This window comes from Synechococcus sp. CCAP 1479/9 (assembly GCF_019038535.1).
GTDB lineage: Bacteria > Cyanobacteriota > Cyanobacteriia > PCC-6307 > Cyanobiaceae > Cyanobium.
This window is the reverse complement of sequence record NZ_JAFKRK010000040.1, coordinates 1-20,654: the sequence shown is the minus strand read 5'-3', so window position 1 is coordinate 20,654 and position 20,654 is coordinate 1. Positions and strand designations below refer to the sequence as shown.

At 71.2% G+C, this 20,654-nt stretch carries 18 protein-coding genes, 1 tRNA gene and 1 pseudogene; 12 read left to right on the top strand and 8 right to left on the bottom strand.

The window, feature by feature from the left end; genetic code table 11:
- Window positions 1–3 precede the first annotated feature (3 nt).
- The 9 genes from KUG38_RS14615 (at window position 4) to KUG38_RS14575 (ending at window position 11,805) form a co-directional block, all read left to right on the top strand.
- Window positions 4–1,227: an efflux RND transporter periplasmic adaptor subunit gene (locus KUG38_RS14615; RefSeq protein ID WP_216922880.1), complete on the top strand. Its 1,224-nt coding sequence runs from the start codon at window positions 4–6 to the stop codon at window positions 1,225–1,227.
- Window positions 1,227–4,334, top strand: coding sequence for an efflux RND transporter permease subunit (locus tag KUG38_RS14610; RefSeq protein WP_216922877.1), 3,108 nt, complete (start codon window positions 1,227–1,229; stop codon window positions 4,332–4,334). The genes KUG38_RS14615 and KUG38_RS14610 overlap by 1 nt, the downstream gene beginning before the upstream one ends.
- 131 nt (window positions 4,335–4,465) lie before the next feature.
- Window positions 4,466–6,622 carry an adenylate/guanylate cyclase domain-containing protein gene (locus KUG38_RS14605; protein WP_216922875.1) on the top strand — a complete coding sequence of 719 codons (2,157 nt, stop codon included), beginning with the start codon at window positions 4,466–4,468 and terminating at the stop codon, window positions 6,620–6,622.
- Entirely contained in the window at window positions 6,619–8,103 is a 1,485-nt protein-coding gene (locus KUG38_RS14600; protein ID WP_216922874.1) for a mechanosensitive ion channel family protein, read from the top strand. Before KUG38_RS14605 ends, KUG38_RS14600 begins: the two co-directional genes overlap by 4 nt.
- Window positions 8,104–8,173: 70 nt before the next feature.
- Window positions 8,174–9,229, top strand: a complete 1,056-nt coding sequence (locus KUG38_RS14595) for a metallophosphoesterase family protein (RefSeq protein ID WP_216922869.1) — start codon at window positions 8,174–8,176, stop codon at window positions 9,227–9,229.
- A gap of 54 nt (window positions 9,230–9,283) precedes the next feature.
- On the top strand, window positions 9,284–9,433 hold the full coding sequence (locus tag KUG38_RS14590; protein ID WP_216922868.1) for a hypothetical protein: 150 nt from the start codon (window positions 9,284–9,286) through the stop codon (window positions 9,431–9,433).
- 7 nt (window positions 9,434–9,440) lie between these two features.
- Complete coding sequence (locus KUG38_RS14585) at window positions 9,441–10,253, top strand: META domain-containing protein (RefSeq protein WP_216922866.1); 813 nt, start codon at window positions 9,441–9,443, stop codon at window positions 10,251–10,253.
- Between the two features lie 9 nt (window positions 10,254–10,262).
- Entirely contained in the window at window positions 10,263–10,973 is a 711-nt protein-coding gene (locus KUG38_RS14580; protein WP_216922864.1) for a class I SAM-dependent methyltransferase, read from the top strand.
- A 121-nt stretch (window positions 10,974–11,094) separates the two neighbouring features.
- Window positions 11,095–11,805: a hypothetical protein gene (locus KUG38_RS14575; protein ID WP_216922862.1), complete on the top strand. Its 711-nt coding sequence runs from the start codon at window positions 11,095–11,097 to the stop codon at window positions 11,803–11,805.
- Here KUG38_RS14575 and KUG38_RS14570 read toward each other — a convergent pair.
- The 4 genes from KUG38_RS14570 to KUG38_RS14555 all read right to left on the bottom strand — a co-directional run bounded on the left by KUG38_RS14570 (window position 11,757) and on the right by KUG38_RS14555 (window position 15,360).
- Window positions 11,757–12,782: an ATP-grasp domain-containing protein gene (locus tag KUG38_RS14570; RefSeq protein WP_216922860.1), complete on the bottom strand. Its 1,026-nt coding sequence runs from the start codon at window positions 12,780–12,782 to the stop codon at window positions 11,757–11,759. The genes KUG38_RS14575 and KUG38_RS14570 overlap by 49 nt on opposite strands.
- Window positions 12,761–13,159: a hypothetical protein gene (locus KUG38_RS14565; RefSeq protein ID WP_216922858.1), complete on the bottom strand. Its 399-nt coding sequence runs from the start codon at window positions 13,157–13,159 to the stop codon at window positions 12,761–12,763. Before KUG38_RS14565 ends, KUG38_RS14570 begins: the two co-directional genes overlap by 22 nt.
- A 149-nt stretch (window positions 13,160–13,308) precedes the next feature.
- Window positions 13,309–14,430: a magnesium/cobalt transporter CorA gene (corA, locus tag KUG38_RS14560; RefSeq protein ID WP_216922856.1), complete on the bottom strand. Its 1,122-nt coding sequence runs from the start codon at window positions 14,428–14,430 to the stop codon at window positions 13,309–13,311.
- Window positions 14,431–14,481: 51 nt separating this feature from the next.
- A complete protein-coding gene (locus tag KUG38_RS14555) occupies window positions 14,482–15,360 on the bottom strand; it encodes a prephenate/arogenate dehydrogenase (protein ID WP_216922854.1) in 879 nt (292 codons plus the stop codon).
- 43 nt (window positions 15,361–15,403) lie between these two features.
- Between KUG38_RS14555 and KUG38_RS14550 the strand changes: the two genes are divergently transcribed.
- The 3 genes from KUG38_RS14550 (at window position 15,404) to KUG38_RS14540 (ending at window position 17,632) form a co-directional block, all read left to right on the top strand.
- Window positions 15,404–16,861, top strand: a complete 1,458-nt coding sequence (locus KUG38_RS14550) for a helicase (RefSeq protein ID WP_216922852.1) — start codon at window positions 15,404–15,406, stop codon at window positions 16,859–16,861.
- 28 nt (window positions 16,862–16,889) lie between these two features.
- Complete coding sequence (locus KUG38_RS14545) at window positions 16,890–17,141, top strand: DUF2839 domain-containing protein (protein WP_216922850.1); 252 nt, start codon at window positions 16,890–16,892, stop codon at window positions 17,139–17,141.
- Between the two features lie 125 nt (window positions 17,142–17,266).
- Window positions 17,267–17,632: a DUF1815 family protein gene (locus KUG38_RS14540; RefSeq protein ID WP_190611513.1), complete on the top strand. Its 366-nt coding sequence runs from the start codon at window positions 17,267–17,269 to the stop codon at window positions 17,630–17,632.
- A gap of 39 nt (window positions 17,633–17,671) precedes the next feature.
- On the opposite strand, the gene recA is transcribed toward KUG38_RS14540, so the two are convergent.
- The 4 genes and pseudogenes from recA to KUG38_RS14520 form a co-directional block, all read right to left on the bottom strand.
- Window positions 17,672–18,874 carry a recombinase RecA gene (gene recA / locus KUG38_RS14535; RefSeq protein ID WP_286196082.1) on the bottom strand — a complete coding sequence of 401 codons (1,203 nt, stop codon included), beginning with the start codon at window positions 18,872–18,874 and terminating at the stop codon, window positions 17,672–17,674.
- 170 nt (window positions 18,875–19,044) lie between these two features.
- Complete coding sequence (locus tag KUG38_RS14530; protein ID WP_216922848.1) at window positions 19,045–19,854, bottom strand: HAD family hydrolase; 810 nt, start codon at window positions 19,852–19,854, stop codon at window positions 19,045–19,047.
- Window positions 19,855–19,875: 21 nt separating this feature from the next.
- A tRNA-Gln gene (locus tag KUG38_RS14525) sits at window positions 19,876–19,947 on the bottom strand.
- A 112-nt stretch (window positions 19,948–20,059) separates the two neighbouring features.
- Window positions 20,060–20,654, bottom strand: a pseudogene (locus tag KUG38_RS14520) (AAA family ATPase); the annotation flags it as partial.

Genomic DNA, 20,654 nt, shown 5'->3' with positions numbered 1-20,654 from the left:
CCTATGGATTCCGCCACCGCGACGCCACCAGGGACACCCCCAGCGACGCCGCCAGCGCTGCTGAGCGCCCTGCGACGGGCCCGCTGGGGCCGGCCCCCCTCCTGGGGGCCAGCGATCGCGATCGCCGCGGCCGCCGCCGGCCTCGCGATCGCCGTGGCGTTGTCCCGGCAGCCCCGCCCCCAGGTGCAGCGCCCCCTGCCGGTGGCGGTGGTGACCGCCCAGCCGGTGAGCCGGTTCCTCACCAGCCGCGACTACACCGGTGAGGTGGTGGCCGGCCGCAGCAGCAGCCTCGGCTTCGAGCTGCCCGGCACCCTCGAGCGGGTGCTGGTGGAGGAGGGGGACCGGGTGGTGGCCGGCCAACCGTTGGCCCACCTCGATCGCCGCCGGCTCCGGGCCCAGCGCCAGCAGTCCCTGGCCCAGCGGGATGTCGCCCGGGCCGCCGTGGAGGAGGTGCGTCAGCAGCTGATCCTGGCGGAGCTGCAGCGCGACCGCCGCCGGCGGCTCCATGCCCAGGGGGCGATCTCCCGCGAAGACCTCGACCAGCAGATCCACGGCAGCGCCGCCCTGCGCAGCCGCCTGGTCCAGGCCGAAGGCCAGGTCGAGGAGGCCGAGGCCCGCCTGCGCCAGATCGATGTCGACCTGGCCCGCAGCGTGCTGGTGGCCCCCTTCGACGGCACGGTGAGCCAACGGCGGCTCGATGAGGGCGTGGTGGTGAGCGGCGGCCAGGCGCTGATCACCCTGGTGGAGGCGGCCCCCCTGGAGCTGCGGGTGGGGGTGCCCCCCGACGCCGCCCGGGACCTGCGGCCGGGGCAGCGCCACCCGGTGCGCGTGGCCGATCGCCGCCTGCAGGCCACCGTCAGTGCCCTGCTGCCGGAGCTCGATGCCGGCAGCCGCACCGCCACCGTGGTGCTGAGGCTGCCGGCCGAGGATCTGCCGGTGGGGGCCACGGCCCGCCTCAGCCTGCGGCGCAGCGAGACGGGCGCGGGCTTCTGGCTGCCCACCACCGCCCTGGTGGCCGCCGAGCGGGGGCTCTGGTCGGTGTACGTGCTGGGCCCCGCCGGCCCCTCGCCGGAGCACGGCCGCCTGGTGGTCCGGCGCCTGGTGGAGCCGTTGCACAGCGAGGGCGACCGCTCCCTCGTGCGCGGCACCCTGCGCCCCGGCGACCGGGTGATCGCCGCCGGCACCCACCGGGTCGTGCCGGGTGTCCGGGTGACGGAGGCGCCCTGATGTTCGATGTCTTCCATCGCAACCGCCAGCTGCAGCTGCTCACCCTGCTGCTGGTGGTGGTCTGGGGGCTGTCGGCCCTGCTCACCCTGCCGCGGCTGGAGGACCCCCTGATCACCCAGCGCAACGCCCTGGTGGTCACCGCCCTGCCGGGCGCCACGCCGGAGCGGGTCGAGTCCCTCGTCACCGAACCCCTCGAGGAGGCCCTGCTGGAGCTGGAAGAGGTGGACCACCTTGACTCCACCTCCTCCACCGGCACCTCGGTGATCGCCGTGAGCCTCAAGGAGTCGATCCGCCAGGTGGCGCCGGTGTGGGGGAAGGTGCGCAGCAAGATCGACGACGCCACCCCCGACCTGCCGCCGGAGGCCACCGACCCGGAATTCCGCGACGGCAACATCGGCGCCAGCGCCCTGATCGTCGGCCTCACCTGGGAGCTCGACACCCCCGCCAACCTGGGCCTGCTGACCCGGCTGGCCGACGACCTGGCCAGCCGACTGCGCGCCCTCCCCGGCACCGACCGGGTGGAGCTCAGCGGCGAACCCGAGGAGGAGATCCGGGTGGAGATCGGCGCCCGGGAGCTGGCCCGCCTCGGCCTCACCCCAGGCGCGCTCGCCGAACGGATCGCCGCCAGCGACGCCAAGGAGGCCGCGGGCCAGGTGCGGGGCCCCCGCAGCGAGCTGCTGCTGGAGGTGGATGGCGCCCTCGACTCCCTGGAGCGCATCCGCGCCATCCCCCTGCGCACCGGCGACGACGGTGCCGGCGCCCGCCTGGGGCAGGTGGCCGACGTCAGCCGCGGGGTGCGCCAGCCCGCCTCCCGCCTGGCCCTGGTGCGGGGCCGACCGGCCGTGGTGGTGTCGGCCACGGTGGCCTCCGGCTCCCGGGTCGACCTCTGGGCCCGCCAGGCCCGCGCCCAGCTCGACGCGGTGCGCGCCACCCTGCCCGCGGGCCTGGGGCTGCACACCGTGCTCGACCAGAGCCGCTACGTCCAGGAGCGTCTCGACGGCGTGATCAGCAACCTGATCACCGGCTCCCTGCTGGTGGTGGCCGTGTCGGTGCTGATGCTCGGCGGCCGGGCCGCCCTGGTGGTGGGGGCGGCCCTGCCCCTGTCGGCCCTGATGGTGTTCGGCTGGATGCGGGTGCTGGAGGTGCCCCTGCACCAGATGTCGGCCACCGGCCTGGTGATCGCCCTGGGCCTGCTGATCGACAACGCCATCGTCGTGGTCGACGAGGTGGAGCAGCGGCTGCGCTCCGGCGACAGCGCCGGGCAGGCGGTGCGCCGCTCGGTGCGGTACCTGCTGGTGCCGTTGCTGGCCTCCACCCTCACCACCGTGCTGGCCTTCGTGCCCATCGCCACCTCGCCGGGGGCCACCGGGGAATTCATCGGCACCATCGGCCTCACCGTGATCCTGGCCCTGGCCAGCTCCCTGTTCCTCTCCCTCACGGTGATCCCGGCCCTCACCGCCCGGCTGCAGCCCTGGCAGCCCCTGGGGCCGGGTGTGCGCTGGTGGGAGCAGGGGATCACCCCGGCCCTGCTCGACCGCCCCTACCGCCGCTCCCTGCTCCAGACCCTGCGCCATCCCTGGAAGGGGGTGGCCCTGTCGCTGCTGCTGCCGCTGCTGGGGTTTCTGGCCTTCGGCAGCCTCGAGCAGCAGTTCTTCCCCCCCACCAACCGCGACCAGTTCCGGATCGAGCTGCGCCTGCCCCAGCAGAGCGCCCTGGGGCGCACCGAGGCCCTGGCGATGGCGGTGCGGCAGCGGATCCGTCAGGACCCCCACGTCGACGACGTGCACTGGTTTCTCGGCGAGAGCGCCCCGCCGTTCTTCTACAACGTGATCGCCTCCGAGGAGAACGCCCCCCACTACGCCCAGGGCCTGGTGCAGCTGCGGGGGGCGGAGGGGGTCCGAACCACGATCCGCTCCCTCCAGCAGGCGCTGGATCAGGACTTCCCCGAGGCCCAGATCCTGGTGAAGCAGCTGGAGCAGGGGCCCCCCTTCGAGGCGCCGATCGAGCTGCGGCTGGAGGGGGCCGATCTGGGGCAGCTGCGCCGCACCGGCGACGAGCTGCGCCGCCACCTGGCCCAGCTGGAGCCGGTGACCCACACCGCCGCCAGCCTGAGCGAGGCCGTGCCCCGTCTGGCCCTGGCGGTGGACGAGGAGCAGGCCCGCCGCAGCGGCCTCGACAACCGCGCCATCGCCCGCCAGCTCCAGGGGGGCCTCGAGGGAACCGTGGGGGGGTCGATCCTGGAGGGGGTCACCAGCGTGCCGGTGCGGGTGCGGGTGGCCGAGGCCCAGCGCAGCGATCTCCAGCAGGTGGCCTCCCTGGATCTGGTCGCCCCCGGCAGCGAGGCACCGATTCCCCTCGGGGCCCTGGCCGGGCTGCGGCTGGAGCCGGAGCTGGCCGCGATCGAACGGCGCGACGGGCAGCGGGTCAACACGGTGCAGGCCTTCCTGACGGCGGGGGCGCTGCCGGAATCCGTGCTGCGGGACTTCCGCCGCCAGCTCGAGCGGGAGGGCTGGCAGCTGCCGGCCGGGGTGAGCCTGGCCTACGGCGGCGAGGCCGATGCCCGCGGCGAGGCGGTCGGAAACCTGCTCTCCACGGTGGGCGTGCTGGCCATCCTGATGACCGCCACCCTGGTGCTGTCCTTCCGCTCCTTCCGGATGGCCGCCCTGATCGCCTCGGTGGCGCTGCTGTCGGTGGGACTGGCGGCCCTGGCCCTGAGGCTCAGCGGTTCACCCTTCGGCTTCACCGCCATCCTCGGCACCCTCGGGCTGATCGGGCTGGCGGTGAACGACTCGATTGTGGTGCTCACCGCCATCCGCACCGATCCATTGGCCCGCAGCGGCGATCCGGCCGCCACCGCCGCGGTGGTGCTGCACGCCACCCGCCATGTGCTGGCCACCACGATCACCACCGTGGTCGGCTTCCTGCCCCTGATGCTCGATCCCTCCGGCTTCTGGCCGCCGCTGGCGATCGCGGTCTGCGGCGGCCTGGTGGGGGCCACGGCCCTGGCCCTGTACTACGTGCCGGCCGCCCACGGCCTGCTGGCGCGGGCCACCACAGCCGCGGCTGACCCGACATCCCTGGCTCCTGGTCAGAGCTCGGCGGCATGAAGCGCCGGCCCTGAGGCGACGCGGTGCCCCGGCAGGCCACGGCGAAGGGAAGGGTTGCAATCAATACAAAACAGTGGAATCGGCCGACTACGCTGACCTTCTGCATTTCAGCGGTCACAGCTCTGGTGTGGATGCGTCACCTCTCCAGGGGTTCGGTGAATCAGCTCAGCATCAAATCCAAGCTGATCCTGATGCTGCTTCTGGTGAGTGGTTTTTCCACCCTCTTCTCCGCCGCCCTGGGCTATCGCAGTGGCCAGATCAATCTCACCGATCGCGTCTTCAATCAGCTCACCAGCGTTCGCGCCTCCAAGGCCTATCAGATTGAGTCCTATTTCCGCACCATCCAGAATCACACCCAGACCCTGAGTGAGGATCTGTCGATCATTGCTGCCGTCGAGCAGTTCGACGCGGCCTATCGCCAGCTCGCCACCGCCCCCGAGCCTGCCGGTTCTGGGCAGGCGTTAGAGAACTACTACCGCACCCAGTTCCTTCCGCGCCTCGACAAGATCCATTCCGGCACACCGAATCTGCCCGCCTATCTCCCCAACGGGCAGGCCACGCGGCACCTGCAGTACAACTACATCGCCGCCAACCCCAATCCCGTCGGCAAGAAGCAGCAGCTCGTGGCCGCCCGCGACGGCAGCACCTACTCCAAGGTGCATGGCCGCTATCACCCGATCTTCCGCAACATCGTTGCCAGATTCGGCTACTACGACATGTTCCTGATCAACCCGCAGGGACAGATCGTCTACACCGTTTTCAAGGAAACCGATTACGCCACCAGCCTCCAGAACGGCCCCTACAAGGACAGCAACCTCGCCCAGCTGGTGCGTCAGGTGATCGCCTCCAAGGAGAAGGGCTTCACCCAGCTGGTCGATTTCGCCGCCTACGCCCCCTCCTACGGCACCCCCGCCTCCTTCATCGCCGCCCCCATCTACAACGGCTCCACCCTGGTGGGGGTCCTGGCCTTCCAGATGCCCGTCGACGAGATCAACAACGTCATGACCGGCAACCAGGCCTGGCAGAAGGACGGCCTCGGCGAGTCGGGGGAAACCATCCTGGTGGGCCAGGACACCCTGATGCGCTCCGCCTCGCGCTTCTACCTGGAGGATCCCAAGGCCTACCTGGCCCAGCTCTCCTCCCGCGGAGTCAAGGACGATGCCATCGCCCGCCTGCGCCAGTACGGCACCACGATCCTGCAGCAGCCGGTGGCGACCCCGGCCGTGACCAAGGCGATCGCCGGCGGCAGCGGCACCCAGCAGGTGATCGACTACCGCGGCGTGCCGGTGCTCAGCTCCTACGCCCCCCTGCAGATCAAGGGCTTCGACTGGGTGATCCTGGCCCAGATGGACCTGTCGGAGGCCTACGCCCCGATCCATGCCTTCCAGCATCAGATCCTGATCACCGTCACCCTGCTGATCCTGGTGGTCACGGTGCTGGCGATGGCCCTGGCCCATCTGTTCGTCAAGCCGGTGCAGCAGCTGATCGACAGCGCCCGCAAGGTCTCCTCCGGCGAACTCACCAGCATCCCGGCCCTGAATTCGGGCGATGAGTTCGGCGAGCTGGCCCAGTCCTTCAATGCGGTCGTGCAGAGCCTCCAGACCCAGACGGCCCTGGTCGACCAGAAGAACCAGGAGAACGAGAAGCTGCTCTTCAGCGTCTTCCCCGCCGCCATCGCCCGCCGTCTGCAGCGCGGCGAAACCCAGATCGCCGAGGAGGTCACCAACGTGGCCGTCCTGTTCGCCGACCTCAAGGGATTCTCCCGGCTCGTCTCCACCCTCAGCGCCCATGAATCCCTGGCGATTCTCAACGACCTGGTGGCCTCCTTCGATGACCTGGCCGAACGCTTCGGCCTCGAGAAGGTGAAAACGATCGGCGACAGCTATCTGGCCGTGTGCGGCCTCTCGGTTCCCTATCTCGACCACGACAAACGGGCCCTCGATTTCGCCATCGAAATGCTCGGCATCCTGCGGCGCTTCAACCTGGAGCGGGGCTTCGACCTCGGCATCCAGATCGGTGTGCACTCCGGCGACATCCTCGCCGGCATCGTCGGCAAGAGCCGGGTCGTCTACGACATCTGGGGAGAAACCGTGAAAACGGCCCACCTGCTCAGCCAGGTCTCTCCCTCCGGTGCCGTGCTCGTCTCGGCGGTGGTCCACCACCGGCTCGAGGACCTCTACCAGTTCGAGCGCACCAGCGCGGCCGCCGAGGCCCAGCCCGCCCTGCAGGTCTGGCGGCTCACCAGCACCACCGCGGCGGCGGCCGGTGAAGCGGTCACAACCCCATGAGCACCCCCACCCCCATCTGGCTCTGGGGGATCGGCCTGGCCTTCGGCTTCCCCCTGGCCACGATCCTGCTGGGTGAAATCATCCACCGGCTCAAGCGGCGGCGGCGGGCCATCGCCGGCACCGTGCGCCTGGTGCGGGACGTGCTGGTGCCGATGCTGGCGCTGCTGGTCTTCCTGCAGCACCTGCTCCAGGTGGATCCCGGCACCCGCCTGTTCCGCACGGTGGAGACGGTGTTCTGGGTGTGCGTGATCCACGCCTCCCTCTCCCTGCTCAACGTGATCCTGTTCGAGCAGGCCGAAGCCGACACCTGGCGCTCCCGGGTGCCCAAATTGCTGATCGACCTGGCCCGCCTGTTCCTGATCCTGCTGGGCACCGCCTTCGTGCTGGCCACGGTCTGGAACGCCGATCTGGCCGGCCTGGTCACCGCCCTGGGGGTGAGCTCGATCGTCATCGGCCTGGCACTGCAGGACACCCTCGGCAGCGTCATGTCGGGCATCGCCCTGCTGTTCGAGCGGCCGTTCACGGTGGGCGACTGGCTCGAGGTGGGCGGCGTGGTGGGCCAGGTGATCGACATCAACTGGCGCGCCGTGCGCCTGCTCACCCTGGAGCAGGAGATGGTGGTGATCCCCCACAAACTGATCAGCAGCGAGGTGATCCGCAACTTCACCAAACCCACCCCGATCCATGCCGAGCGGATTCAGATCGGCTTCTCCTACAACGATCCGCCCAACCTGGCCCGGCAGGTGCTCAAGAGCACGGCCCTGGAAACCAAGGGCATCCTGCTGGATCCCGAGCCCGATGTGTTCACCCTCGCCTATGCCGATTCCGCTGTCACCTATGAGGTGAAGTTCTTCATCCGTGACTACGGCGAGACCGAGCAGATCCGCGAACGTTTCATGACCCGGGTGTGGTACGCGGCCAAACGCAACAATCTCTCCATCCCCTTCCCGATCCGCACGGTCTACAACTTCCACGGCCCCACCAGCCAGCAGAAGGGCCTCGCCAAGAAGTTCAGCGAAAGCCTGCAGGCCATCCCCTCCTACGTGCCGATCAACCGGGAGGACGACAGCGTCACCCCCTCCGCCTCGGGCATTTCCCTGCAGCATTTCGCCGCCGGCGAAAAGGTGATCCGCCAGGGCCAGATGGGCAACGCCCTCTACATCATCGTGGCCGGTCAGGCCCTGATGACCCGACGCGATGGGACCGGCGAGGATCGCGAACTGCTGTCCCTCAGAAGCGGGGAATTCTTCGGGGAGATGAGTCTGTTTTCCGGCGAACCCAGCGCCGTCACGATCGCGGCCAGCAACGACCTGGAGGTGATGAAGATCTCCGCCACGGTGGTCAATCAGATGATCGACCGCCAGCCCAGCTTCGCCCGCGAGATCGGCCAGATCCTCGAGAGCCGCCGCCTGGCTATCCAGGAGACGACCCAGGCCCAGACCCAGACCCCCTTCGGCAGCCCGGAACCTGGCCTGATGTGAAGGGCGGCCCCTGCCGGACCCAGGGGCTGCCGGCGTCAGGATTGTCGTGGTCCACCCCCGCTGTCGCCCCATGCCACCGCCCCTTGGCCGCCGTCAGCTGCTCACCCTCTCGGGCCTGGCCCTGGGGGCGGGGCTCTGGCAGGCGATCCGGCCGGCCCGATCCCTGGCCGATGAGCTGGCCGCGGCCGGCGGCCTGGTGGCCCCCCCCCGCGGCGGCACCCGCCTGGTGCTGATCAGCGACCTCAACGCTGCCTACGGCTCCACCACCTACATCGACGAGGTGCACCGGGGCGTGGCCCTGATCCCCTCGCTGCGCCCGGATCTGGTGATCTGCGCCGGTGACATGGTGGCGGGCCAGAAGGCGGGGCTGGGGCAGGCGCGGCTGGCCGCCATGTGGGCGGGCTTCGATCGCAGCGTTCTCAGTCCGCTGCGCCGCGCCGGCCTGCCGTTCGCGCCGGCCATGGGCAACCACGACGCCTCCGGCGCCCGCTCCGGCGGCCGCTTCCTCTTCGACGACGAACGCCGCGAGGCGGCCCGCTTCTGGCGGGCGCGCCGCGACGCCCTCGGGCTGACGTTCGTCGACAGCGGCGACTTCCCCTTCCATTACGCCATCCGCCAGAAGGACGCCTTCGTGCTGGTGTGGGACGCCTCCACCGCCCAGGTGCCGGCGGAGCAGCTGCGCTGGGCGGAGCGGGTCCTGGCGGGCCCCGCCGCCCGCTCCGCCGGCCGGCGCCTGGTGGTGGGCCACCTGCCGCTGCGGGCCGTGAGCCAGGGCCGCGACCGGCCGGGGGAGGTGCTGGCCCAGCCGGCGGCCCTGCAGCAGTTGCTGGAGCGCCACGGGGTGGAGGCCTACGTGAGCGGCCACCAGCACGCCTACTTCCCGGCCCGCCTCGGCCAGCTGGATCTGTTCCACCTCGGCGCCATGGGCAGCGGCCCCCGCCGGCTGCTGGGCCAGGCCACCAACCCCTTCCAGACCCTCACGGTGCTGGACCTGGTGGGCAGCCCGCCCCGGCTGGTGGACACCAGCTTCGATCTGCAGACCCTGCGGCGCATCGACCCCAACAGGCTGCCCCGCTCCCTCAGCGATGCCGCCGGCCGGGCGCTGCCCCGGCGGCCCGGTGCCTGAGGGGCGGAGTCAGCGCCGGCGGATCTATCGTCGCCGCCAACGCACGCCGACGTCATGAAGCTGCCGGAAGGCTGGCGGATCTACGCCCTGGTCATCGGTCTGAACGTGGTGGCGCTCTCGCTCTGGTGGGTCGATCGCGACGTGGCGCCCCACACCGTCCGCGGCGGCATCGGCGCCTGGCTCGCCTCCCGTCTGGGTTCCTGAGCCACCCATGATCACGATGCAAGCGAACGAACAGCGCCGCCCCCTGGCCGTCCTGGCCGGCCTCTCCGCACTGGTGCTCCTGCCGGTGGCTCCCCAGGCCCCGGCGCTCGCCTCCACCGCACCCGCCGCCCGGCTGGAGAACACCGCCTGGGTCGTGGAGCGGCTGGGGGAACGCCCGCCCGTGGGGAGCACCAGCCTGACGCTGCGCTTCGAGAACGGCCGGGTGGCCGGCAGCGACGGCTGCAACCGCTATGGCGCCCCCGTCACCGTGCGCGGAACGGCCCTGCAGGTGTCGCAACGGGGCATGAGCACGAAGATGGCCTGCCCGCCGGCGGTGATGCAGCAGGCGGAGGCCTTCCAGAGCGCCCTGCGCAACAGCCGGAGCTTCCGCTTCGACGGCCAGCGCCTGCGCCTGCTCGCCGCCGACGGCCGGCCCCTGCTGGTGCTGGCGCCCCAGGCGCAGCAGCTGGTGGGCAGCACCTGGCGGGTGGCGGGCTTCAACAACGGCCGCCAGGCCCTGGTGAGCCCGATCCTGGGCACCTCCCTGTCGGTGCGCCTGCTCAAGGGCGGCCAGCTGGCCGGCTCGGCGGGCTGCAACAACTTCACCGCCCCGGCGCGGCTGGAGGGCACCCGCCTGCGCATCGGCACGCCAGTGGCGACCCGCCGGCGCTGTCCGGGCGCCGGGGTGATGGAGCAGGAGCGGCAGTTCCTGGCCGCCCTGCCCACGGCCGTCAGCCTGCGACTGGAGGGCGACGCCCTTGAGCTGCGCCGCGCCGACGGCGCCATCGCCCTGAGTCTCCGGCGTATCGCGGGGCCCTGAGGAACACGTATGGATCTGCCAAGGGTGGTGTTCTTCGGACGCACCGGGGCCGACGCCCTGGCCTTCTTCAACCTCGATCTGGCGGACTGGCGCGGCCAGCGGGTGCTCGACTGCCCGGGCGGCCCCGGCTCGTTCACCGCCCTGGCCCGGGCCGCCGGCGTGGAGAGCGTGGCGGCCGACCCCCTCTACGACCTCTCGCTGCCGGAGCTGGAACAACGCTGCCGCGACGACGTCGCCTTCACCATGGAGCGCCTGGCCCGCAGTCACTCGCTGCGGCCGGAGTTCGACCTGCCCCGGTTCGAGCGGGGCAAGCTGGAGGCGCTGGAGGCGTTCCTGGCCGACCGGCGCGACCACCCGGAGGCCTACCGGGCGGCGGCGCTGCCCTCCCTTCCCTTCGAGGCGGCCAGCTTCGATCTGGTGCTCTGCGGCCACCTGCTCTTCTGCTACGCACCGATCGCCGACGGCGGGCTCAGCGAACAACCCGACTTCGACCTGGAATGGCACCGCCGCGCCCTGGCCGAACTGCTGCGGGTGAGCCGGCGGGAGGTGCGCCTCTACCCCGCCCACACGATCGAGCGGCGCCCGAAGGTCCATCCCTGGGTGGAGCCCCTGCTGGCCACGCTGCCCCCTGGCTGGCGGGGCCAGCTCGAGGACACGGCCTACGACGAGGGTTTCGAGGGCGAAACGCCGATGCTGCGGCTGCGACGGGACGCCGCTTGATCACGAATCCAACACCTTGAACAGTGGCCGTTGATACAAAAGCCGGTGAATGTAACAGCTCGTGGCTTGTTTTCGCCGCTGGGGACACACTGAAAAAAAATTGCACCCGGAGTGAATCCCCATGACGTATCTGACCTGGAGGCGGGAGCTGGTGCGCTCCGCCATCGATCAGATGCTGGAGGCCACCGATCCCGACCGCGGCCCCTTCGGGGATGGGGGTGTTCTGTTCAACGCCATGATGCAGGAGCTGACCCAGAGCCTGCCGGCCCTGGAGATCGTGGCGGCTGCCGACGACATCCTCACCGCCCATCGGGGGTTCTGCGAAGGCCGCAGCTGTGAGGTGGCCCAGGCCCTCAAGGTGTGCCTCTCGATGCCCGCCGAGAAGCAGGGCCTCGAGCGCCGTCTGGTGCTCGATCGCGAACGGGTCGAGCACAACGCCCTCAGCCATGACGCCAACCTTCTGCTGGTCTGGGATGGGCGCCGCGGCAGCGCCATCGAGGAGCTGAGCGCCGCCGGCCTCAGCGAGCGCTTCCCCTGCCAGGGCGCCGAGGCCCGCTGGAACACCGACGAGTTCGTGGCCCTGCTGGAGGCCCGTGCCCTCCAGTGCCGCCGCACCCGGGTGGCCCTGGAAATCGTGGCGGAGGATCCCGCCACCACCCCCTCGGCCGGCACCGTGGTGCTGGTGTTCCCCACCGACGCCGGCACCCGCCCCTGGGTCGCCACCGTGGCCGTGGCCCTGCGCTCCGAGGAGCTGCCCGAAAGCGAACCCCCCACCCTCGACGGCTACCAGGCCATGCGGGTGCTGGCGGGTCCCAGCAGGACCTCGGCGTAACGGTCGAAGGCCCCGCCCTCGCCCAGGAACAGGCGCGGGATCACCAGCTCGCACTCCAGCAGCAGCAGCTCGCCTTCCCCATCGCGGAGTCCGTCGATGCGGGCATAGGGCAACACCCCGAAGCGCCGGCGCAGGCGCGCCTCGATCGCCTCGGCCCACTGCCGCTCCGCTGCACTGGCCTGGCAGGGGGTGTTGCAGCCCCCGAAGCGTTCGTGGGCGATCCAGCCTCCGGCCGCCACGGTCTTGGCCACGGCGTGGGAGAAACGGCCGCCGAGCATCACGGCGCTGAACTCCCCGTCCCGGCAGACCCCGGGCAGGAACGGCTGCAGGCACACCTCGCCGTCACGGGCCAGGGAGGCCAGCCAGCCATCGACTGCGCCGGCCCCCATCGCGCCGGCCACCACCGGCCGGCTGCCATCGGCCGCCGTGACCACCAGGTGCGCTCCATCGCGGCCCACCCGGTAGGTGTGCCAGCCCAGGGAGCCGACCGCCGGCTTGAGCACCGCCTCCTGCCAGCCGCCGTCCTCCAGGAGCTCGGCCAGGGATCCGCACCAGCCGCGGGGCAGCCAACGGCTGGGGATCAGGGCGACCCCCTCCTGGGCGAGCTGGGGCAGGTAGGCGTTCTTCGCATGGCCGGCCTCGATCACCGGCAGGGGATTGGCCAGGGGCACCCCGAGGGCTTCGAGCCGCTGCGCCAGGGCCCGGATGCGGGGCAGGAAGTCGCCGTGACGGTGGCTGCCGCGGCAGTCGCGCACGCTGACCAGATCGAAGCGGCCCCAGTCAGGGGAGTCGGCTGCCAGTTGCTCGTCCGGAGCCGGATTGCCCCCAGCCAGCGCGTCCGCAGCCAGCGGGGGCAGGGGCACCAGCTCGCTGGCGATGCCGTGCTGGGCCAGATGGGCACGCAGCGCCGGCGTCTCGTCGTGGATCCGCCCCAGGTGCAGCAGGGCGATCCGCTTCAGGTGGGGAGAATCCCCCACTCGCGCTTGACCTGCACGCTGGTGATTTCCCAGGCCTCCTCGGCCGCCACCACCGGTCCGCGGGGCTCCTCGGGCGTCAGGCCGCGCCGGGCGAACTCGTTCTGCAGCAGCAGCTGGAACAGCACGCTCTGGGACACCAGCGCGCGCAGCCGACCCTCGCCGCCCACCCGCGCCATCAGCACCGGATGGCCCTGGCAGTCCCGCAGGGCCCGCAGCTGCTGCTGCAGCCACACCCGCTCGTACTGCAGCATCGCCTCGCTGCAGCGGGACAGGTTCTCCCGGTAGCAGCCGGCATGGCATTGGATGGCCCCTTCGGAAAGGCCCGCCGCCGTGCCGGCGTCCCTCAGGAGCTGCATCGCATCACTCAGGAAACTCACGCGTGTTCAACGCATCCTGAGCAACCGTAGAAACGACGCCTGGCGCTGCCCACGGAGGGCCTCGCGCGGCAATGATCCGTAGCGAGGAGAAAGAAAAGCCAAAACTGGTGGCATTGGCTACATAAGCCAGGCTGATCCCGGCACGGCCCTCAGAGCCACTGCTTGCGGCGGAAATAGAGGTACAGGGAGATGCCGATCACGATCATCACGGCCCACACCGAGTAATAGCCGCCGCGCCACTCCAGCTCGGGCATCTCCTTGAAGTTCATGCCATAGACGCCGGCGATGAAGGTGAGCGGGATGAAGATCGTGGAGATGATCGTCAGCACCTTCATCACCTCGTTCATCCGATGGCTGAGGATCGAAAGGTAGGTGTCATGCATGCCGCCGAGAATGTCGCGGTGAGTTTCCACGAGATCAATGATCTGGATGCAGTGGTCGTAAAGATCACGCCAGAACACCCGGCTCTCGTCCGTCAGCAAGGGCGACTCGCTCTTGACGATCATGGCCACCTCCTCCCGGATCGGCCAGACGGCCTTGCGCAGGCTGAGGATGGACCGCTTGAGGTTATGGATTTCCCTGATGTCGCCTGGATGGGGATCCTCCAGCAGCCGATCATCCACCTCCTCGATGATATCGCCCATCCGTTCCACGGCCAGGAAGTAATGGTCGACAACGGCGTCCAGCAGGGAGTAGGCGAGGTAGTCGGCCTTCATCCAGCGGATCCGGCCGCCGGCGGAGCGGATCCGGTCACGCACCCCGTCGAAGACATCGCCGTCATCCTCGAGGAAGGAAATCACGAAGTGATCGCCGAGGATCACACTCACATGCTCGATGTCAATCGTCTTGGTGTCTTCGTTGAAGGCGATCATCTTCAACACCATGAAGACATAGCCCGGAAACTCCTCCACCTTGGGGCGCTGGGTGGTGTTGGCGATGTCCTCCAGGGTCATCGGATGCAGGCCGAAGCACGCGCCGAGGCGCTCCACCAGGGCGACGTCATGGACGCCACTGACGTTCATCCAGGTGATGCTGCCCTCCACCACCGCATCGGCACAGCCGTTCACCGGGAAATCGTGATGCTCCGACCAGCCATCGGCGTCGTAATGGATGACATCGATCTGCACCTTGGCCAGCCGCTGCTCGCCCACGAACTCGACGGCGCCGGGGATCGACCCGGGCCGGATCCGTCGGCTGCGGATACCTCGGCCCCCTGTGGCACCACTGGCGCCGCGGATGCGCGGGGACGGTCGCGATGGCCTGGTCTTCATCGCCGGGCCCGGAGGCATCGATGTGGCACGGAGCCTATCCGCATCCCACGGTCAAAGGAAATCAGGCCGCAGTTGATGGCTGAGGGCCAGCGACTGCTCCAGTCCGCTCCAGTCCTCCTGCCGCACCATCGCTTCGAGGCCGGCCAGGGAGTGCTGGTAGTGATCCAGGGCCTCCAGCAGCGCCTCCCGGTTGGCCCGGGCCATCAGCATCCCCAGCTCCGGGTTGCCGCCGCCGACGCGGGTCGTGTCGGCGAAGCCGCTGGAGGCCAGGGCCCGCACCAGGCCGGCCTCACCGCCGCCGGCATCGGCCGCCTGCAGCAGGGCCGCCCCCACCAGCACCGGCAGGTGGGAGATGAGCGCCACGGCCCGGTCGTGGGCCTCGGCGTCGCAGCACAGCCAGCGGGCCCCGAGGGCCTCCGCCAGCTCCCGCACCGCTTCCAGCGCCGCCGGGTCGGTGTCCGCCTCCGGGGTCGCCACCCAGGGCCGTCCCCGGAACAGGCCCCTCTCCCCCGCCTCCACCCCGGCCCGGGCCGTGCCCGCCATCGGATGGGAGGCCACGAAGCGGGATGCCTCCGGGCCGACGCCGTTCGCCGCCAGCAGCTGGCCCCAGCGGCGCAGCACCGGCCCCTTCACCGAGCCCACATCCGTGATCACCGCCGCGGCCGGCAGCGCCGCCAGCAGGGCGGGCTCCGGCTCCAGCAGCCGGTCGAGGGGCAGGGCCAGCAGCACCAGTCCGCAGCCCGCCAGCACGGCCGGATCGGTGCTGACCACGCTGGCCAGCCCGCGCTCCCTGGCCCGCTCGGCGGTGGCCGGCCGGTGCACCAGGGCCCGCACATGGGCCCCGGCCGCCATCAGATCGAGACCCAGGGAGCCGCCGATCAGCCCCAGGCCCACCACCCCCACCGGTTCGCGCTGCCAGAGGGGTGTCATCGTCGCTGCGGATCGGCTGGAGCCAGCTTCCTACGATCCGGCGATGTTGGAAGCCCGCGCCCACCAGCACCTCAAGGCTCTCCTGCAGCGAGAGGGGGTGGAACGCTGGCCCCATCACCTCACCCTCAGCCGGCTGGTGGCCCGCAGCCTGCGCCGGGCCGACCACACCCTGGTGCGGCTGGCCCCCGGCACCGCCCCCAGCTGGTGGATCAGCCTGCTGGTGCCCCTGGCCCTCAGCGAGGTCCCCCTGGCCCTGGTGGTCACCCCGGCCCTGCGCCAGCGGCTGCTGCGGGTGGAGTGGCCCCGGCTGCGGAGCGTGGGCCTGGAACTGGCCTGCTGGGAAGGGCCCGGGGCCCCCGCCGGCACCCCGCTCTGGCTGCTCGACCACCGCGAGCTGGTGACGGCCTGGCGCCACGGCGAACTGGGGGAACGGCAACTGGTGATCCCCGAGGCCGAGACCCTGGAGGCGGCCCTGCGCGAGGCCCTGGAGGTGGAGCTGGAGCCGCGCCACTGGGACCAGCTGCGCCGCGTCCAGCCCAGTGCCGAAGGCTGCCTGCTGGGCCTGCACGAGCGCCTCAGCCGCCGGGTGCTCGCCCATCCCCGCTCCCCCCACCGGCTGGTGGCCCTGGCCGACGATGACGAGGCTCCCCTGCGCCACCTGCTGCGGCTGCTGGAGCCCCTGCCCGAGCCCTGGCCCCGCTGGCTGAGCGCCGGGGCGGGCTGGAGCAGCTGGGCCCGGGTGGATCCGTCGTTGCTGCAGTGGAACCTGCTGCGCCAACCCCTCGAACCCCTGAACGAACTGGCCGGCCTGCTGGTGGGGCGGGGTGCGGTGCTGATCGGGGAGCTGGCCACCGGCCGGGCGGCGGAGGGCCAGCCCGCCTCCGGTGCCGCCCTTGGGCTGAAGCCCGCGGTGGTGCTGGACCTGGCCGATCCCCCCCTCTCCGACCCCCTGCCCCTCTACGCCCCCCTGCGCCAGCCCCTGCCCAACAGTCCCCAGTACGCCGAGCACCTGCTGGAGCAGGGCCGGCGACTGGTGCTGGGCCAGAGCGGCCTGTCGGTGGTGCTGATCGACGATCCGGCCCTGTGCCTGGGCCTGGCCAGCGGCCTGGCCGCCGAGTTCGGCAGCCGCGTGTGCCACCAGAACCTGGCCCCGGAAAGCAACGGGGTGGTGTGCTGCAGCTGGGACTGGTGGCTGGAGCACCAGCCGCGCCTGCCCCTGCCCTGCCAGGTGGTGGTGGGCCTGCTGCCGATCGCCAGCCTGGAGGATCCACTCACGGCGGCCAGGGTCGGGGTGCTGCGCCAGCAGGGCCGTGACTGGTTCCGGGAACTGCTGCTTCCGGAGGCCCTCAACCGGCTGCAGCGGGGCGTGGCGGGGCTGCGCCGCAGCGGCGGCCGGCTGGCGGTGCTCGATGGCCGCCTGCGGGGCCGCAGCTGGGGTCGGCTGGTGTTCACCGCCCTGGAGCCCTGGGTGGCCCTGAACCGGTTGCGGCCCGACTCCTAGCCTGCTGCCAGTTGCCACTGAACGCCTGATGGGGGAAGCCAAACGCCGGGCCGAGCAGGGTCTGCCGCCCCGCGACAAGCCACGCGCCAGCAAAACCAAGACCGTCGACACGTCCCCCCGGATCGTCGACTGGCTGCCCCTGACCCGCGACCAGGCCTCCCGCTTCGTGGCGATCACCACCAAGGGGGCCTGGATCGGCATCGGCGCCCTGGCCCTGTTCTGGGTCACCGTGCGCTTCATCGGCCCGGCGGTGGGCTGGTGGACCCTGGCCGACGGCTGAGCAGGGAGGCCGGGTGGCTTCCCGGGTGCGGGTCATCTGGGTGCGGGTCTCCCCATCGGCGCCGCAGCGCCTGGCGAGAATCGGAAGAAATCCTTATGATCTGCGGATCGTGATGGGAACGACCCATGTTTCTCCGTCTGGCCGAGCAGTACCGCTCGGCCGTTGAGGATCTGATCCTGAGCCTCCAGGCCCTGGCAGTGTCCCTGCGGAAACAGGGCCATGTCGCCACCTGCTACACCTGCGGCGACGGCCGCGACGGCCATGGAGCCTCCTTCGTCGCCGACCTGGGTGACAACCACATGGTGCGGCTGCTGGTGTCCGATTTCGGCATCAGCTGGGTGGAGTCCCGCAACGGCCAAGAGCTGGTGAAGCTCGAGGGCGCCGACGCCATCCAGGAACTGCAGCGGGTGGTGCTGGTGCTGCAGCCCACGGCCGAGCCGGCCGCGGCGAGCACCAGGGCTTCCGGCGCAGCTCTGCCGGCCCAGCCCTGAGCCAGGCGCCCCGGGGGCCTGGCTCAGGGGCCTCCGGGGTCAGCCCGCGGCCGGCAGCTCCTCCAGCTCGGCGGCCTCGGCACCGGCCGCGGGTTTGGCGGCCGCCAGCTTGGCCGCCGCCGCCAGGGGCTTCATCGAGTTGGCGGTGACCTCGGAACCCTCGGTGAGCTTCTGGCGGGTGAGCGTCTCGATGACGTCCTTCGGCCCGGGGTTCTGCTCCAGCCAGGCGATCGTGTTGTCGCGGCCCTGGCCGATGTTGTCGCCCTCGTAGCTGTACCAGGCGCCCTTGCGGGTGACCACGCCCGTTTCCTCGGCCAGATCGAGCAGGCAGCCCAGGGTGCTGATGCCGCGGCCGAAGAGGATGTCGAACTCGGCGATGCGGAAGGGGGGTGCCACCTTGTTCTTGGCCACCTTCACCTTGGCCCGGATGCCGTACTCCTCGGTGCCGCGCTTGAGGGTCTGGATGCGGCGGATGTCGAGGCGCACCGAGGCGTAGAACTTGAGGGCGTTGCCACCGGTGGTGGTTTCCGGGTTGCCGTAGGTGACGCCGATCTTCTGGCGCAGCTGGTTGAGGAAGATCACCGTGCAGCCGGACTTGCCGATGTTGCCGGTGATCTTGCGCATGGCCTGGCTCATCAGCCGGGCCTGGCTGCCCACCGCCAGGTCGCCCATCTCCCCCTCGATCTCGGCCCGGGGTGTCAGGGCCGCCACCGAGTCGACGACGACGATGTCGACGGCGGCCGAGCGCACCAGCTGGTCAACGATCTCCAGCGCCATCTCGCCGGTGTCCGGCTGGGAGACCAGCAGGTTTTCGATGTCGACCCCGAGGGCGGCGGCATAGACCGGATCGAGGGCATGCTCCGCATCCACGAAGGCCGCCACGCCGCCGCGCTTCTGCACCTCGGCGATGGCATGGAGGGTGAGGGTGGTCTTGCCGGAGCTCTCGGGTCCGTAGACCTCCACCACCCGGCCCTTGGGATAGCCGCCCCCGAGGGCCAGATCGAGGGTGAGGGCCCCGGTGGGGACCGTTTCCACCCGCATGCGGGAGGCATCCCCCAGCCGCATGATCGAGCCCTTGCCGAAGTTGCGCTCGATCTGGGTGAGCACCAGACCCAGGGCCTTGTCGCGCTCGGCGGCGGCCCGGGGATCACCGCTGGGGGCGGCGGCGGACACGTAGGAGGTGGACGGGGAGCTGGAGGAAGACGCTGCGGCGGCGGCCGTGGCCCTGGAATCGGCAGGCATGGTGGGGATAGGTGATGGAACGGGCCGCAGCCGGCTGGAGCCGTGCAGGCGGGGGATGGGGATGGGAGAGGGGGCCGGAACCGGGCGCCATCCTGCGACCTCTGGAGAACCAGTGCCACCCGGAGAGGCCGGCGTATCAATCCCGTGTAGTACGGGCGTACTCTAGCGGTTCATGGCCAGAGCGCCAGGGGGGCCTCGAAGCTGGCGGGCTCCAGCCAGTGGATGCCCAGGGGAGCCAGCCCCTCCCCGTCCCCGGGGCCCAGGTACCCCCACGACACCAGATAGCAGCGCACCGCCTCCAGCCCGGGCGTGCGCCGCACCAGCTCCAGGGTGGGGCGCCGGTCCTCGACGAACCAGAGGGGGCGTTCAGCGGGGTCGTGCCCGGCCAGCAGCTGCGCCAGCACCGACGGCTTGCTGCCCTGTTCGTGGCCGTACAGGGCCAGGGGCGTGAGGCCGGCGGCGGCCAGCAGGCGGGCGGCGAAGGCCCCGCCCTTGGTGGTGAGCACCGCCCAGTCGGCCCCCTCCGCCGCCAGGCGCCGCAGGCGCGCCTCGACGCCGGGGTAGAAGCGGTGCAGGGCCAGCCAGGCGTCGGGGTCGACGGCGATGGCCTCAGCCCTCAGCCCCTCAAGCGCCTGCTGCAGCTGGTCGGTCGTCCAGCCCCAGCGCCGCAGGGCCGCCCCGAGGAAGGTGTCGTAATCGGCCAGGGCGGCGTCGAGATCGACGTCGGGCCGTCCCAGCTCGGCGGCCATCAGGACCATCTCCCAGCCCTTGTGGATCAGGGGCCGCAGCAGGGCGAACCCCGGCGGCGCCTGCTCCGGCAGGTGCCAGTCGGCGGAGGGGGCGACGGTTCCGGCAGCCCGCGCGCCGAAGCCCCCGGCGGCCAGGGCCAGGGCCGCCCGCCGGGCCGACCACCAGTACTCGACCATGCCGTCCACCAGCACGCCATCGAAATCGAACACCAGCAACGGGCGTTCAGGCACCGGTGGGAAGGAGAGAAAAAACTGGGCCGCTAGGATTCGAACCTAGGAATGTCGGGACCAAAACCCGATGCCTTACCGCTTGGCGACGGCCCAATCAAGCCCATGGGATGGGACAGGCGTCGGTCCGAAACCGGCGCCTTGCTAGTTACCCACAGCGGCTGGTCCTTCGTCAACTCGGCGGCGTCCACCCCGGCGGCAGGCCCCTTCAGGCGGGAAAGACCCGCAGCCGCTGCTGCAGGCCGCGCCCGAACACGGCACTGCGCAGCCGGTAGTGGTGCACCAGCTCGGCCTGCAGGGCCCGTACCGCCTCGCTGCGGGGCAGCAGCTCCACCGGCCGGCCCTCGGGCAGCACCACCTGCTCCACCGCCAGCCGGCATTCCTCCAGGGCCGCATGGGCGTCGTCGAGGCGGGCCGGAGCGGCCGGTTCCTCCCCCTCCGCCCCGCCTCCCCCCCGGCGCCGCTCCAGCAGCCGCTCCATGGCCCGCTGCAGCTGGTGGGGGGTGTCGGATTTGATCACCAGGATCGGCAGGCCAAGGTCGCGGGCCTGGCGGCGCAGCTCCGGGTCGCGCCCCAGCTGGCCGCGCACGCTCAGCACCGCATCCGCCTGCTCCGGGCCCTCCACCACCTGCACCGGCAGCTGGCGGCGGCGCACGGCCTCCTCCAGCTGCTGGGCCGCCAGCCCCACCCCGTAGACCCGCAGGGCGGGCAGCGCCGGGGCGGGGGTGGCAGCGGCCGGTCGGGGGGCCGCCGGATCGGGCAGGGGCACCACCGCCAGGGGGGCGGGGCCGGGGCGCCGGGGG